This window comes from Grimontia sp. THUN1695 (assembly GCF_059704325.2).
This window is the reverse complement of the sequence record NZ_AP046577.1, coordinates 635,028-651,234: the sequence shown is the minus strand read 5'-3', so window position 1 is coordinate 651,234 and position 16,207 is coordinate 635,028. Positions and strand designations below refer to the sequence as shown.

General features: G+C 49.6%; 13 protein-coding genes and 1 tRNA gene. 4 read left to right on the top strand and 10 right to left on the bottom strand.

Annotation, left to right across the window (positions count from 1 at the left end; all coding sequences use genetic code 11):
• Positions 1-46 precede the first annotated feature (46 nt).
• The 10 genes from AC6IB1_RS06530 to AC6IB1_RS06485 form a co-directional block, all read right to left on the bottom strand.
• A complete protein-coding gene (locus AC6IB1_RS06530) occupies positions 47-1,402 on the bottom strand; it encodes an anti-phage deoxyguanosine triphosphatase (protein ID WP_497568321.1) in 1,356 nt (451 codons plus the stop codon).
• Positions 1,395-1,991 (bottom strand): 5'-deoxynucleotidase, encoded by a 597-nt coding sequence (gene yfbR / locus AC6IB1_RS06525; RefSeq protein ID WP_497568320.1) that lies wholly within the window; start codon positions 1,989-1,991, stop codon positions 1,395-1,397. Before yfbR ends, AC6IB1_RS06530 begins: the two co-directional genes overlap by 8 nt.
• Before the next feature lie 140 nt (positions 1,992-2,131).
• Entirely contained in the window at positions 2,132-2,416 is a 285-nt protein-coding gene (locus AC6IB1_RS06520; RefSeq protein WP_497568319.1) for a ComEA family DNA-binding protein, read from the bottom strand.
• A gap of 158 nt (positions 2,417-2,574) precedes the next feature.
• Positions 2,575-4,467: a peptidylprolyl isomerase gene (ppiD, locus tag AC6IB1_RS06515; RefSeq protein WP_497568318.1), complete on the bottom strand. Its 1,893-nt coding sequence runs from the start codon at positions 4,465-4,467 to the stop codon at positions 2,575-2,577.
• A 251-nt stretch (positions 4,468-4,718) separates the two neighbouring features.
• Positions 4,719-4,991, bottom strand: coding sequence for a nucleoid-associated protein HU-beta (gene hupB, locus AC6IB1_RS06510; protein ID WP_040529314.1), 273 nt, complete (start codon positions 4,989-4,991; stop codon positions 4,719-4,721).
• Positions 4,992-5,187: 196 nt separating this feature from the next.
• Positions 5,188-7,560, bottom strand: coding sequence for an endopeptidase La (gene lon, locus AC6IB1_RS06505; protein WP_497568317.1), 2,373 nt, complete (start codon positions 7,558-7,560; stop codon positions 5,188-5,190).
• 158 nt (positions 7,561-7,718) lie between these two features.
• A complete protein-coding gene (clpX, locus tag AC6IB1_RS06500) occupies positions 7,719-8,999 on the bottom strand; it encodes an ATP-dependent protease ATP-binding subunit ClpX (RefSeq protein WP_005506442.1) in 1,281 nt (426 codons plus the stop codon).
• 139 nt (positions 9,000-9,138) lie between these two features.
• Positions 9,139-9,762 carry an ATP-dependent Clp endopeptidase proteolytic subunit ClpP gene (gene clpP / locus AC6IB1_RS06495; RefSeq protein WP_005506443.1) on the bottom strand — a complete coding sequence of 208 codons (624 nt, stop codon included), beginning with the start codon at positions 9,760-9,762 and terminating at the stop codon, positions 9,139-9,141.
• Positions 9,763-9,869: 107 nt separating this feature from the next.
• Positions 9,870-11,171, bottom strand: a complete 1,302-nt coding sequence (gene tig, locus AC6IB1_RS06490; protein ID WP_497568316.1) for a trigger factor — start codon at positions 11,169-11,171, stop codon at positions 9,870-9,872.
• Between the two features lie 475 nt (positions 11,172-11,646).
• A tRNA-Arg gene (locus tag AC6IB1_RS06485) sits at positions 11,647-11,723 on the bottom strand.
• Positions 11,724-12,001: 278 nt separating this feature from the next.
• On the opposite strand from AC6IB1_RS06485, the gene AC6IB1_RS06480 reads away from it, so the two are divergent.
• The 4 genes from AC6IB1_RS06480 (at position 12,002) to folD (ending at position 16,137) form a co-directional block, all read left to right on the top strand.
• A complete protein-coding gene (locus AC6IB1_RS06480; protein WP_497568315.1) occupies positions 12,002-12,499 on the top strand; it encodes an MgtC/SapB family protein in 498 nt (165 codons plus the stop codon).
• 204 nt (positions 12,500-12,703) lie between these two features.
• Positions 12,704-13,891 carry an MFS transporter gene (locus tag AC6IB1_RS06475; protein WP_497568314.1) on the top strand — a complete coding sequence of 396 codons (1,188 nt, stop codon included), beginning with the start codon at positions 12,704-12,706 and terminating at the stop codon, positions 13,889-13,891.
• 586 nt (positions 13,892-14,477) lie between these two features.
• On the top strand, positions 14,478-15,197 hold the full coding sequence (locus AC6IB1_RS06470) for a trypsin-like peptidase domain-containing protein (protein WP_497568313.1): 720 nt from the start codon (positions 14,478-14,480) through the stop codon (positions 15,195-15,197).
• A gap of 85 nt (positions 15,198-15,282) precedes the next feature.
• Positions 15,283-16,137, top strand: a complete 855-nt coding sequence (folD, locus tag AC6IB1_RS06465; RefSeq protein WP_114994960.1) for a bifunctional methylenetetrahydrofolate dehydrogenase/methenyltetrahydrofolate cyclohydrolase FolD — start codon at positions 15,283-15,285, stop codon at positions 16,135-16,137.
• Positions 16,138-16,207 lie beyond the last annotated feature (70 nt).

Below are 16,207 nucleotides of genomic sequence, written 5' to 3'. Positions count from 1 at the left end.
CCCTAGGACCGCTCTTTGCTCCTCTCCCAGGACCTTCTTTTCCAACTCACCTAATCGGATACAACGGCCCCTGGCTGGAAGCGGTAAACATGGTCGCATGAAGCCGTTGCGCATTACCGTCCGTCATGCCTGAGATGTAATCCGCAATAGCCCGCCGACCACTTCTCCCCTCTGCCAGCTCTTTTTGCCACTGGGCGCGGGTAGCCATGGGCAGCAGGCGTTTGGGGTCGGCATCAAAGGCATCAAATAATTCCATCACCAGCTGTTGCCCTTTATATTCAATCACCTGTAGTTCTGGTTTTTTTACCACAAACTCACTGACAAATGCTTTCAGTACCGAAAGCACATGGTCCATAACATCGCTGAGTCTGGCGTTCCATTGCAGGAGTGGCTCTTCAAAACGGTTCACCCCATCCTGAACTGCCGGTTCAATCGCAATCGACGTCAGTAAGGTATTGACCAACGCGCCGATGGCATCCTTGCGTTCATAGTGGGCCCCAAACATCTGGTCGCTCAGGTGGCTGATATGAGCTTCAAGCCACGGGTCTCCGCATTCAGCAAGTTTACTCGCGACCGCCTCCTGCCACTGGTCACGGCCAACAATCCCCATCACGATGGCATCTTCAAGATCGTGTACGCCATAGGCGATATCATCTGCCAGCTCCATGATGGAACAATCCAGTGATTTGTACTGTGTGCGCCCATGATGATCAGATGTCGCCTCTTTTTTAAGTGACTGAAAAAGTGCAGCATCCGCCTCTGACAATCCCGCCAACACCCATTCAAAACGGTCAAGATCGTCCTGGTAAATCCCCTTGGCCGGATGCCACTCCGATGCTTTCAGATGGCGAAAATCTGACACGTCCGCAGGTAACGCCAACCGGCGGAGGTGGGCTATCGGAGCGGGGTATTTCAACAGTCCCAACAAGGTTCGGCGGGCCAGATTCATGCCATCATGTTCAGTATAAGGTTCAAGCAAGGTGACAATCCGGAACGTCTGAGCATTGCCCTCAAAACCGCCATCATTCCGCATCAGGTAGTTGAGCGCTATCTCACCACCGTGTCCATAAGGGGGATGCCCGATATCATGCGCCAGACATAGGCTTTCCAACAGGCTGGTTGGCGGCAGGATGGCACGAAATTCAGGCTGCTTCTCTTTGAGTTGGGCAAGGATACCGGTGCCGATTTGCGACACTTCCAGTGAGTGAGTCAGACGCGTGCGGTAAAACTCGCTGTGCTCGGCCCCCAGAACCTGAGTTTTCGCCTGCAAACGTCGAAATGCCGCTGAATGCAGTATACGGGCCCTGTCACGCTGGAACACCGAGCGTTTATCGTTGCGGCGCATTTTGTTCTCTTGTGCCTGGCGCGCTTCCCAGGCCGGTGACAACGTAAATTCACTCATCACTGATCTCGTCCAGGGAAAGCTCAAAACTGGGGGCGAACGTCGTCATAAAATACTCGGTCGCCTCGCTACCTCGCTCACTCAAGGTTTTTTCAAGGCGGCGCTTGGCTTGCTGGAATTCATGGTTACCGGCAGAAAGCTCTTCCAGACATTTCAGGTAAGCACATATCGTATCCGCCTGTTTCACCAACCTATAGTCACGTTCATCAATGGCAGTACTGTCAATCAAGGGGCGATAGTCTTCACGAAACGCCTCGGGCAGCATGCTGATCAGCTTGTCTTCGGCGATACGCTCGATCTTTTTGTATTCCTCGGCAATCGCGGGGTTAAAATATTTCACCGGTGTAGGTAAATCTCCCGTCAGCACCTCACTGCAATCATGAAACATGGCAAGCAGTGCCACACGCTCGGGCGAGTACTGTCCACCAAATTTCTTGTTTTCAATCAACGCTAGGGCATGGGCGACAAAGGCAACCTGCAAACTGTGCTCTGAAATGTTTTCATCGGAGATATTGCGCATCAAAGGCCAACGGTAGATCAATTTCATACGGGCAAGATGGGCAAAGAAATGGCTGGTTTTCTGACTCATAACTTCCTTGACGTCATTTGAGAAACAAGCTTCCATTCTGTTGTCGTCAGCACAATTTCTCAAGTTTTGTTTGGATTGAGCCTATTATTGGGGAGAGCGTGCTCCCCGACACACTACGGTAGGGATATTGGTTTTCAGGGTTAAAGCACGATGCGATCGCGGTTTTTATCAACAATTGATGTCCCGATGCCTTTTACGCCTTTCAAATCATCGACAGATTCAAATGCCCCGTTAGCATTGCGGTAGTCGATAATCGCTTGTGCCTTGGCTTTTCCGATCCCATCCAAATACTTATCTAACTCTTCCGCTTCAGCTGTATTGATATTCACTTCAACAGGTGTCACTTGTTCACCATCCTGGGCGATGATCGGTGGGGAAAGAAGAAGAGAAATAGCAAAGACTATTGCCGATACAATCGTTTTCATGTCCATATCCTTATAGGGTTAATTGATATCGTCAACATAACGGATAAAAGAGAAGAAACGAGAAGTCGACTATGAAAAAACGACGGAGGACAAATTGTCCTCCGTCAGTGCAACTTATCAGTTACAGTCTTGCTGGTAACCAGTTCAAATTGCGTTGGTTACTGTGCTTCACTGTCCAGTGAATACACGACATTGGTGTTTTCTTTCAACTGGGCAATCACAGATTCAAGATCAAGGTTCGCTGTCGCGCGGATCACCCGCTCTGCCAGCTGGCTGTCAAGGCTGATGGATTCCGTTGCAGGCTCTTTTACCGCATCCAGTGCAACCACAAGCACATCACCGCTTACTGCACGGGTCATGCCATATTGCGCTTTACCATCAGCAGGCGCAGCCATGGTGAATGCTAAATCAACCACTTCACGCTCTGGGGAGACACGGCTTAGCTCAGTTTCATCACCAAATGCATAACCGGATGCCTTAAGGCCTGCATCGTTACCCTGGCTCAGCTCAGCAACCAGAGTGTTGGCTAACGCTTCCGCCGCCTCTTCGCCTTTCTGGCGCTTCAGTTGTTCTGTTACCTGTGCTTCCACCTCGTCAAATGGCAGCACTGTTTCAGGGCGCACTTCATCGACACGGACCACCACAACATGCTCTGGTGCGATTTCAATGAGTTCTGAGTTCAACCCGTCGTCACGCACTTCAGGCAATTGCAGCGCTTGCACCACTTGTGGATTTGCCAACACACCTTCAAGCTCCTGCAGCGAAACAAACGCGGTACGTTCAACCTTCGCATTCACCGCGTTGGCCGCGTCTTCCAGGTTGTCCGGCATTTCAAACGCTTTCTCTGCCAGCTCATTAGACAATGCGTAGAATTTCTCTACGGCATGCTGTTGCTTAAGTTGCGCCATGATGTCATCACGCACCTGGGCAAAAGGTTTCGCATCTGACGGTTTCACATCGTCAAGCTTGATGATGTGAAAACCGAAATCAGATTGCACCACGCCGGTAATATCCCCTTTGTTGTTCAGTGCAAACGCCGCTTCTTCAAACGCAGGATCCATCACGCCTTTGTCGAACCAATCCAACTGCCCACCCTGCTCGGCACTGAAGGTATCATCCGAACGGGTTTTCGCCAGCTCTGCAAAATCGGCACCGGCATTGAGCTCAGACAGCACGGCTTCCGCTTTTTCTTTCGCCGCGTTGTCGTCACCTTGGATCATGATATGGCTGACTTTACGTTGCTCGGCCGTCCCATAACTTGCTTTGTTCGCCTCGTAGTACGCTTTCGCTTCGTCTTCGGTAACGTCAGCGACATCAGCAATGCCTTCTCCAGAAAGCTCTACATACGCAATTTTGAATTGTTCAGGGCGGACAAACTCGGCAGGGTTCTGTTCGTAATACGCTGTTTTCTGCTCCGCAGTAATGTCTGCTTTTTCTGCAAAATCGGCCAATGGCAGCGTCAGGGTACGCACAGTACGGGTCTGCCCTTCCAGCTTGTGCAGCGCTTCCAATTCGCCTTTCAGTGCAAATTCGGAGCTGATCAACGCATTCACTAACTGCTCACGAACCAAGTCCTGGCGAACATAATCTGCAAATTGATCAGGGGTCAGGCCATTACGGCGCAATGATGCCAGATACAGGTCGTTGTCAAACAAACCCGTTGCACCACGAAATGCCGGCATCTCACGAATGGTTTGTTTAATTTGATCATCGCTCACGCGAAGACCCAGGTTTTTGGCTTCCTGATCCAGCAGCGACTGATTCACCATACGCTCAAGGACATTGAAACGGAATTGTGCCAGGTAATTCGGGTCACTCAATAGTTGGGAGAAAAAGTCACCGGCTTGTGCCTGCATTAGCGCACGTTCATTTTGGTAAGCTTGCTCGAATTGGTTGCGGCTAATTTCCTCATTCCCCACCGTGGCGGCAGGTTGAACCGAACCACTGGCCAGGTAACCACCAACACCAGCGAAAACAAAGGAAAAGATAATAAGGCCTAAGATGATCTTAACCGCGATGCTGTTTACACCCTCGCGTAGTCGCTCCATCATAACGTGCCGTCACTCCTGCTTATTGAAACGTTCGTTTTTTACACACCTTCTCTTGCACAGAAAAAAAACCGATACACCGCTGTATATACCGTCAGTTTGTGCCAAGAGAGATTGTTTCGATTAAAACTAAAAAAGCGCATCGAGAGATGCGCCTTTACACTCTGATTGAGCCTGATTATACGCTGATGCCGCACACATTACAGCTTAAAACTAGGGCAGCTGCGACAAAGAGCAAAACGGAACGTTTAAGATTAGTTAACTGCGTCTTTCAGCGCTTTACCTGCTTTAAAGCCAGGGACTTTAGCGGCTGCAATTTTGATTTCTGCACCCGTTTGAGGGTTACGACCTGTGCGTGCTGAGCGCTCACGAACAGAAAAAGTACCGAAACCTACCAGAGCCACTTGCTCACCTTCTTTCAGGCTGTCTGATACTGCTTCAATCAGCGCATCCAGAGCTCGACCTGCTGCTGCTTTAGACAGATCGGCATTTTCTGCAATTTTATCGATTAACTGCGACTTATTCACTTTTTTCATCCCCTTTACAAACGAACCACAAATCCCATTTTTTGCGGAGACGGTTAATATTGACCGCCATTGTTATCTCAACAAGACCCAAAACGCTGTAGCTGTTATGAATTAAGGGCTTGCAGCGTTTCCATTAAGTTAGCCCTCAAAAAAAACGCTGACAAGCCTTTTACCGACTGTCAGCGCTTTACGTTGCTTAATTTTGCTGCACGTCACTCTTTTGTGGCGATACAAGCTCGATTCCAAGTGGGTTATCCTGCAACGCCAGGATGAGAACATCGTCTATCCAGCGTACTGCATGGATATTGAGGTCTGCTTTGACATTATCAGGGATCTCTTCCAAATCACGCTCGTTCTCTTTCGGGATAATCACCGTTTTAATGCCGCCACGGTGTGCCGCCAGCAGTTTCTCTTTCAAACCGCCAATCGGAAGCACTTCGCCACGCAGGGTAATTTCACCGGTCATCGCCACATCGGCACGTACCGGATTGCCCGTCAGGCTGGAAACCAGCGCCGTACACATCGCGATACCCGCACTTGGGCCATCTTTCGGTGTCGCCCCTTCAGGCACGTGAACGTGAATATCACGTTTTTCATAGAAATCACTGTTGATACCCAGCTTGTCCGCCCGGGTACGCACTACGGTCATCGCCGCCTGAATGGACTCCTGCATCACGTCACCCAACGAACCGGTTTGCGTCAGTTTACCTTTACCCGGCATCGACTCGGTTTCAATGGTCAGCAGATCGCCACCGACCTCTGTCCACGCAAGACCAGTTACCTGACCAATGCGGTTACTCTCATCTGCTTTACCGTAATCAAAGCGCTGAACACCCAGAAAATCTTTCAGGTTGTCCTGTGTGATGGTGATGTTTTTCAGTTCTTTGTTCAGCAGAATTTCTTTCACTGATTTACGGCACAGCTTGGAGATTTCACGCTCAAGACCACGCACGCCCGCTTCACGGGTGTAGTAGCGGATAATGCCAATAATCGCTGAATCTTCAATGGTGATTTCGTGTGGCTTCAAGCCGTTACGTTTCACCTGCTTCTCAACCAGATGCTGCTTGGCAATGTTGAGTTTTTCATCTTCGGTGTAACCTGACAGGCGAATCACTTCCATTCGATCCAGAAGTGGGCCCGGAATGTTCATCGAGTTTGATGTCGCGACGAACATAACGTCAGACAGGTCATAATCCACTTCCAGATAATGGTCGTTAAACGCGTTGTTCTGCTCCGGATCCAGCACTTCCAGCAGTGCAGACGACGGATCGCCACGCATGTCAGACGACATCTTGTCGATTTCGTCAAGCAGGAACAGCGGGTTTTTCACGCCCACTTTGGCCATTTTCTGAATAAGCTTACCGGGCAAAGAGCCGATATAGGTGCGGCGGTGACCACGAATTTCCGCTTCATCGCGCACACCACCCAGTGCCATACGGGTATATTTACGGCCGGTAGCTTTGGCAATCGACTGTCCCAGAGACGTCTTACCGACCCCCGGTGGACCGACAAGACACAGGATTGGCCCTTTAAGCTTATTAATACGGTTTTGTACCGCCAAATACTCCAGGATACGCTCTTTCACGCGCTCCAGGCCGTAATGATCCGCATTCAGAATTTCTTCGGCTTTTGCCAAATCCTTTTTCACTTTTGAACGCTTCGACCATGGCACACTCACCATCCAGTCGATATAGCTGCGAACAACTGTCGCTTCTGCTGACATCGGCGACATCATTTTCAGCTTCTGCAGCTCTTGCTCGGTTTTCTCTTTCGCTTCCTGAGGCATTTTCGATTCTTCAATCTTTTGCTTCAGGCTTTCAAATTCGTCCGGCGCGTCGTCCAGCTCACCCAGTTCTTTCTGGATGGCTTTCATCTGCTCGTTGAGATAGTACTCGCGCTGGCTCTTCTCCATTTGTTTTTTCACGCGGCTGCGGATGCGTTTCTCAACCTGCAACAGATCGATTTCTGACTCCATCATGGTCATCAGAAATTCCAGGCGCTCAGCAATGTCGATGATTTCCAGCACCTGTTGCTTGTCGTTGAGCTTCAGCGGCATGTGCGCGGCAATGGTGTCAGCCAGACGCGCGGCCTCATCAATACCGTTCAACGATGTCAACACTTCCGGCGGGATCTTCTTGTTCAGTTTGATAAAGCCTTCAAACTGACTGATCGCCGTGCGCACCAGCACTTCCTGCTCACGCTCATCCATTTCCGGCGTCAGCATGTATTCCGCGTCAGCCATGAAGAAATCGTCTTCATGGAAGGTCTTGATTTCAGCACGCTGTAAACCTTCGACCAAGACTTTCACCGTACCATCAGGCAGTTTCAACAACTGAAGAATGGAAGCGACGGTACCGACCTTGTAAAGATCTGCAATAGAAGGGTCGTCAGTCGCAGCATCTTTCTGCGCGACCAACAAAATTTGCTTATCATTGTCCATCGCTGCTTCAAGGCAACGGATGGATTTATCCCGTCCCACAAACAGCGGGATGACCATGTGCGGATAAACAACCACGTCACGCAAAGGCAGGACCGGAATGTCAATGCGCTCGGAACGCTCCAAGTTCATATTTTTCTCTCTTCCGTTTTCGTTACTACTGAGTATATGGGGATAGATTGTCAGGATTCAACGGCATAGCCGGCAGAAAGTAAAAAAGGGAGCAAATGCTCCCTTTTTTGCGCTAGTTTGTTGGTTAAATGAACAATTTACCCTATGTGGGGTACGATTTATTCTGCCCCTGCTGCCTGATTTTCCGATGTTTCATAAATCAGCAATGGCTCAGATTCCCCTTTGATCACCGATTCGTCAATCACCACCTTGGTGACGCCTTTGCTCGACGGCAAATCGTACATGGTGTCAAGCAGCACAGCTTCGACAATTGAACGCAAGCCACGCGCACCGGTTTTACGCTCCATCGCTTTCTTGGCAATGGCGGTGAGTGCATCGTCACGGAATTCAAGCTCAACGCCGTCCAGCTCCAGCAATGCTGCATACTGTTTGGTGAGGGCGTTCTTCGGCTCACGCAGAATTTGTACTAATGCGTCTTCATCCAGCTCACCCAGAATAGCCGTAACAGGAAGACGACCGATAAATTCGGGGATCAACCCGTATTTCACCAGATCTTCCGGTTCAACCTTGCTAAACAGATCGCTCAGGGAAGCTTCCTGGTCTTTCGAACGTACTTCTGCGCCAAAACCGATACCGCTGCCTTTTGCCACACGCTGGTCGACCACTTTGTCGAGACCGGCAAATGCACCGCCACAGATAAAGAGGATCTTGGACGTGTCAACTTGCAAAAACTCTTGCTGTGGATGCTTGCGCCCCCCTTGTGGTGGCACGGACGCTATCGTCCCTTCAACCAGTTTCAGCAAGGCTTGCTGAACACCTTCACCTGAGACGTCCCGGGTGATAGAAGGATTGTCGGATTTACGGGAAATCTTGTCGATTTCATCGATGTATACGATGCCACGTTCTGCTTTCGCAACGTCGTAATCACATTTTTGAAGCAGCTTCTGGATAATGTTTTCGACATCCTCGCCCACGTAACCGGCTTCGGTCAGGGTCGTGGCATCGGCCATGGTAAATGGCACATCCAAAAAGCGCGCCAGCGTCTCAGCCAACAGTGTCTTACCACTACCTGTTGGGCCTATCAGAAGAATGTTACTTTTGCCCAGTTCGACGCCATCAGCCGTGGTATCACCATTACGAAGGCGTTTGTAGTGGTTATACACCGCTACAGAAAGCACTTTCTTGGCGCGATCCTGACCGATAACATAATCATCAAGGTGCGCCCGGATCTCTTGTGGCGTCGGAAGCTCATTACTGTCGCGCTTAGGCATGACCTCTTTTATTTCTTCACGAATGATGTCGTTACACAGGTCAACACACTCATCGCAGATATAAACAGAAGGTCCAGCAATTAACTTGCGTACTTCATGCTGGCTTTTGCCGCAGAAAGAGCAGTAAAGCAGTTTTCCGCTGCCACCGTCTTTTCGCTTGTCTGTCATTCGCTAACCTCTTAAGGCCTTCGCCTATGTTTGCCATGATCTGAGTCTATATCATCCCGGCCGAAATTTCCGACCACCGAAAGACTCAATTCTGGGACAAGAAACGTCAGAAACGCCTAACTGTCTCAGAATTCAATTATTAATCGCGCTTATTTAAGACCGCATCAACCAGACCGTAGTTCACTGCATCCTGCGCCGCCATAAAGTTGTCACGGTCGGTGTCACGCTCAATAACTTCGAGCGGTTGACCGGTATGTTCCGCTAACAGGGTGTTCAGCCTGTGCTTGATGGTCAGAATTTCCTGCGCGTGAATCTGAATATCCGATGCCTGCCCCTGGAAACCACCCAGTGGCTGGTGAATCATTACACGGGAGTTAGGCAAACAATAACGCTTACCTTTTGCTCCACCCGCCAGCAGGAATGCCCCCATAGAACATGCCTGTCCCATACACACCGTGCTTACATCCGGTTTAATGTACTGCATTGTGTCATAAATAGACATACCTGCGGTCACTGAACCACCGGGAGAGTTGATGTAAAGAAAAATGTCCTTGTCCGGATTTTCTGATTCCAGAAACAGTAATTGCGCAACCACAAGGTTTGCCATGTGATCTTCCACCTGACCGGTCAAGAAGATCACACGCTCTTTCAGAAGACGGGAATAGATGTCATACGAACGTTCACCGCGGGAGGTTTGCTCGACCACCATCGGCACCAATGCATCCATGATAGAAGGCATTCCGTTTTTTTCTTGAAAGCTCATAGTGTTATATCCCTAAAATAAATGGCCCGGATGAAGTGATTTCATACGGACCATTGTTATCAGAAGAGTGAATTCTAAGTCAAATGTCCACTCAGCAATTCTAGCACTTATGCTTGAACTGGGTTCATCAGCTCAGAGAAAGATTGCGCTTTTTCAGAAACTTTCGCTTTCGCCAGCAGCGCTTCAATCGCTTGTTCTTCCAGCGCCAGGTTACGCATGTTGTCCATCAGGCGCTGGTCTTTCTCGTAGTAAGCAACCACTTCAGCTGGATCTTCGTACGCAGACGCCATTTCTTCAATCAGTGCTTTAACGCGCTCTTCGTCAGCTTTCAGCTCTTCTGACTTGATCACTTCACCCAGCAGCAGGCCAACTACAACGCGACGCTTCGCTTGTTCTTCGAACAGTTCACGTGGCAGTTCTGGTGCATTTTTCATGTTGCCACCAAAACGCTGAACCGCTTGCTGGCGCAGAACGTTAACTTCTTGATCGATCAGGGCAGACGGTACGTCAATGTTATTGTGCTCTACCAGACCATCGATCACTTGTTCTTTGATCTTGTTCTTAACGGCTTGCTTCAGCTCACGCTCCATGTTTTTACGCACTTCTGCTTTCAGGCCTTCAACACTGCCGTCTTCAACGCCGAAACGTGCAACGAATTCTTCCGTCAGTTCTGGCAGTTCCTGTGCTTCCACTTTGATCAGTTTGATATCGAACTTCGCCGCTTTACCTTTCAGGTTTTCTGCGTGGTAGTCTTCTGGGAAAGTCACGTCGATAGTGAATTCCTCACCCGCTTTCTTACCCACGATACCGTCTTCAAAGCCTGGGATCATGCGGCCTTGGCCCATCACCAGTGCAAAGCCTTCCGCTTTACCGCCTTCGAATTCTTCGCCATCGATAGAACCGGTGAAATCCATGGTGACGCGACTGGTTGTTTCTGCTGCAGCATCCACTTCTGACCAAGACGCCTGCTGCTTACGCAGGGTTTCGATCATTTCTTCAACGTCTTCGTCTTTTACTTCAGTCAGTGGTTTCACTACTTCTACTTTATCCAGATCTTTCAGCTCGATTTCTGGATACACTTCAAAAGACGCTTTAAAGACCAGATCTTTGCCTTCTTCAGTGTCAACCGGTGTAAAGGTTGGTGCACCTGCTGGATTGATTTTTTCTTTGATGATGGCTTCGATGAAATGACGCTGCATCACTTCGCCCATCACGTCGTTACGTACAGCTTTGCCGTACATGCGTGAAACCATCTTCAAAGGCACTTTACCTTTACGGAAACCATCGAAGCGACGATTTTTAGCAATATTGCGAAGTTCTGCAGTCACAGCGTCTTCGATGTTTGCAGCTGGAACGGTGATAGTCAGGTGGCGCTCTAGGCCTTCTGTGGTTTCAACGGTAACTTGCATTGTATTAATAACCTCAAAACTTACTCAGGATCGCTGAGTGATGTTGCCCGGCTCCTGCCGGTAGCATCCTTTCGTGCTACAGCGAATCTTCGCCATAGCGCCTGTGAATCTGGATACACAGCACGCTTGCGCAGGTATCGAATAACCTCAAAAGATGAGGCATGATTTTTAAGACGCGCCATTATAGCGGCACCGCCCTGCTGAGTCGAGACAGGTCAAGCCCATCGTGATGTTTCTGTGAGATTGGGGCGGGAAATCGGACTTCAAGGGGGAGATAAGGACTGGGGACTGCAGGATTTTGGATCGCGCTTGGAGAAAGTCAAGCTCTTTGCTCTTCCTAGACCTTTCTTTTCCTAGGTCCCAAGATCGCTCTTTTGTTTTCCCTAGGGCCTAAATTATCAACTTCGGGAATTTACCTTTAGACGCTTTCGAGGAAAAATTGCGATGAGAAAATGTAGGAGGAAGAAGCAGAAAGTGGCACGCCCTACAGGATTCGAACCTGTGACCCACGGCTTAGAAGGCCGTTGCTCTATCCAACTGAGCTAAGGGCGCACTTGAATCACATCGCAGTGTGGATGTGGGGTAGGATTATAAAGGCCGGTGTGTTGGCGTCAACGGTTTTCCATGTTCTTTATTGTTAACTGCCTAAGAAACAAACATGGTGATTTATCTTCATACCGCTCGATCCATTTTCATTTCACGGTTTCCTTCCATTAACAAATAAAGCACGTGCCAACGATAAAATCATTTCATCGTCCAGAGTCTTGTGCTTTTGTCGTCCACAGCAGATATTGCAGCGCCATCAATATCATTATTAAGAAGAAAGAAGAATGAGCGAATTTTTGAATATTTCCCCGTTTAGTTGGGCTGGCGTGCTCGCATGCGCCGCCTGCGGCTGGGTGTTGGGCCTGGAGCGTCAACTCCGTGGCAAACCTGTCGGTATTCGTACCGCCATTCTGATTATTCTTGGTACTTATCTTTTTATGCGTCTGGCCACGTCCCTGTCTGACAACTCACTTGACCATGCCCGGGTATTGGGCCAGATCGTGACCGGTGTCGGCTTTTTAGGTGCAGGCGTGATGATGGCGCGAGATGGACAAGTTCAGGGTGTCACCTCTGCTGCTGTCGTTTGGTTGATGGCCGGCCTTGGCATGATTATCGCCTTTGACTACTGGCGACAGGCGGTGCTGCTCTGTGCATTTGTGTTGTTTGTGTTAGTTGGGATAGACAAAGTCGAAACCACCTTTTCATCGCTGACGAAAGGCGTACACAGACGTTGGGAGAAAAAACGCAAAAAGCCGGCAAATCATGCCGATGTTGTCGATTGAATGACAAACGCACAGCACCGCCATCTTCATCAGTATTTTTTCTGATTACGATAAAATTATCTCTCTTTACGTTTATTGGTGGCGAAATAATAATCGCGCCAGATCGCAACACTTCAGAAACAAAGCCTGTGCTTCCTGCGCAGGTTTTTCAATTTAACCACCAAAGGTCAACAGACCTAAACGATTAACAATTAAGGAAAAACATTGCAACAGAATCCTGTTATGCAGGCTGATCGCAACAGCCCACTGGTACCGGTTCTCAGCCTGAGCCTGTTTGCCGTCGCATCAGGTTTTCTGATGAGTCTTATTCCGCTGGCCCTGGAGGCCCGCAGCATGTCTGTGAACCTCGCCTCCTGGCTGGCGAGCGTGTTTTACGCCGGTCTTCTGGGCGGGGCGCTGATCAGTGCGCGCATTGTCGGCAAGTTTGGTCATCGCCATGCATTAATTGCATTTTTGCTGATTGTTGTGAGTACCGTCGGCCTGATGGCATTCACTGCCTCAGCGGCTGCCTGGCTATTCGCCCGTTTTGTGGCAGGTGTTGCCGTTGCAGGCGTCTTCGTGGTGATCGAATCCTGGCTGCTGATGGCAGATACAGAAAAAGCACGTGCCAAACGTCTGGGCCTTTATATGGCATCACTGTATGGTGGCTCCGCACTGGGTCAGCTGGGTATTGGGCTGTTCGGTACAACTGGAGCGATGCCACTGATGGTGGTTGCAAGCCTTTTCTCTGCGGCCATTTTGCCACCTTTGGTGTTTAAAAAAGGCCGCCCCAAAGCGATTGCCCACACAAACATTAAAGTGAGCGAAATGAAAACCTTACCCTCTGCTGCCTACATTGGCTGCATTGTTTCTGGCCTGGTATTGGGCGCAGTGTATGGCCTGTTACCTCTGGATTTGGAAAGCAGCTACAGCCACGATAAAGTCGGCGCATTGATGGCGATTGTGATCCTTGGGGGTATGGTGGTGCAGCCACTGGTAAGCTGGTTAAACGCCCGTATGGATAAAGCCTTGCTGATGGCGCTATGCTGCTCTGTGGGCCTGTTATCCATTGCCATGATTGAAATTGCCACCGTGGCAGGCGGCGTAATGGCGGGTATGTTCCTGCTGGGCGCATCCGCCTTTGCCCTCTATCCTGTGGCGATCACCCTGGCTTGCCGCCATGTTGACGAATCAAAAATTGTGGCTGCTGCCGAGCTGATGCTGTTGAGTTACAGTGTGGGTTCCGTGATTGGCCCGGTATTGGCAGGTAAAGCCATGGCGATGACAGGTGGCTTGATGTTTTACTTTGTGGTGTGCTTTGCCGCAACGCTGCTTTATATGCTGCTGTCTACCAAACGTAACCGCCACACAGGAACAGATGGCGTCGATGAAGCCATGTCTGTTGATATGTAGTGCCTGTTGATATGTCGTTACCCAGCAAGGCGCAAACCGGTTGCGCCTTGTTCCTTCTTCCCCTGTTTTTCTTCTGCCATTAACCTGCTTCTGTCGTTTACTGCGCTGCAAACATGCCAGACCTCACATTGCAAAGTTTCCCATACAAACTGAGGAAAAACGCCCTTTACCGTACAGCGGACGCAATTTCTTGGCGCATTTTTTTGACGTTCATCACAAATACAGCCTAAAAACGCTTAACTTACTCTTTTAGAAGAAAAAGACTTAGTACGAACAGAGAAACATCTAACCACATCGCGTTCTGTATTAATTATATTGTCTATTATTTTAGGCGCATTTAGCCCTTTATTAACCAGCTTTATAGACTTAAAACAACCAGAAAAAAAGGCAACGACATAAAATCGTCACCAAACCCGCTTTTTAGTCACTCACGTTGTATTGCATTATTTTATAGTGCAATAAATTCAATGGTTTATTAATTTCATTTACTAATTAATCAATATTATTTTGTACATTTAACACTCAATTCTAAGCTCAAGATGAACGGTCTCTTTTGTGGGACACATCACAGTTTAGGAGGTGTTGTATGTTTCTTTGGTTACGCAACCTGTCCACCGCGATTTTTGCTCTCATTACATTGCAAGGCTGTTTCCTTATCAATGGCCCGCTGGAATATGCCGATGAAACCAACACCCCTTCTGTCAATTATCTCCCCATTGGCGTGCCCTTTTTGCTGGGCGGTCATGGATCCAGTGTGCCTATCTCTGAAGAGTTGAGTCTGACTGCAAAACACATCGCCAAACTTGATTACAGCGATGTGGTGGCTTATCACCCCGATTGCGATGTGGCCGTCATTAAAGAGAACAACCAAGGCAAAACCATTGCCTCCCTCGGTACCGTGTCACAGGCAGAGCCAGTGACAACAGTGGGGATGGGCTTGACGGGCAAGGTGCTGGTTGGCAAAGGAAAGTACTATCTGGATGTCAATTTCGTGGACAGTGCGATGTTTGCCAACTGCCCGGCCAGTATCACAGATGCACCGGTTCAATCTGGTATGAGTGGCGGGGGAACTTACAACCACCAGGGAGAACTGGTGGGGATTGTCTCGGGGATGTCCGGTTCAAAGTTCAGGCTGCTTGATGGCACAACGCTGGGCAATGAAAGAACCAGTATCTTTGTTTCCACGCTGCATATCCGCTCCTGGTTGGTCAATGTTGTTGAGGCCTACTACGACGATTCAATCAAGAACCTCACTGCCTCAAAGATCACCGTCTCAACACATTTTCTGGATGATAAGCTGCCCTAAACGCAAACGTTTGCGATATAGCCATGTCACATTTTTTTTGTCAAAATAGCGACACTTTCCCGTCTCTCTTTGCCAAAGGAAAAACATGGCCGCTCAAATCATTGATGGAAAACTCATTTCACAAACCGTTCGTCAGGAAGTTGCTGCGCGTGTAGAAGCAAGAAAAGCCGCAGGCTTACGTGCACCCGGCCTAGCTGTGGTGTTGGTCGGGGACGACCCGGCATCGCAGGTTTACGTCGGCAGTAAACGCCGCGTGTGCGAAGAAGTGGGGTTTGTCTCAAAATCGTATGACTTACCTGCTTCTACCCCAGAAGCCGACCTGCTGGCACTGATCGACACGCTGAACCAAGACCCAGAGATTGACGGCATTCTGGTCCAGCTCCCGCTGCCGGCACAGATGGACCCGACCAACGTCCTCGAGCGCATTCATCCAGAGAAAGATGTCGACGGCTTCCACCCTTATAACATTGGCCGCCTATGCCAGCGCATCCCAACACTGCGTTCTTGTACCCCTAAAGGTATCATCACCCTGCTGGATCGCTACAACATACCACTGCGAGGCAAACATGCCGTGGTGGTTGGCGCATCCAACATCGTCGGCCGCCCGATGACCATGGAATTGCTGCTGGCAGGTTGCACCACTACCACCTGTCACCGCTTCACCAAAGACTTGGAGCACCATGTCCGTCAGGCTGATTTACTGGTGGTGGCCGTAGGTAAGCCGAATTTCATCCCCGGTGAGTGGATTAAACCTGGCGCGGTGGTTATTGATGTGGGTATTAATCGATTGGAAGATGGCAAGCTGGTAGGTGATGTGGAATATGCAGTCGCCGCAGAAAGAGCCAGCCATATCACCCCCGTTCCCGGTGGTGTGGGGCCAATGACCGTCGCCACTTTGATTGAAAATACACTGCTGGCCTGTGAGCAGTTTCATGCCTGATTGGCGTTTTTGACTGAACAAGCAGGGCAGCCTGTAGCGCTGCCCTGAAATATAGGGGGGAGTTTTAGCC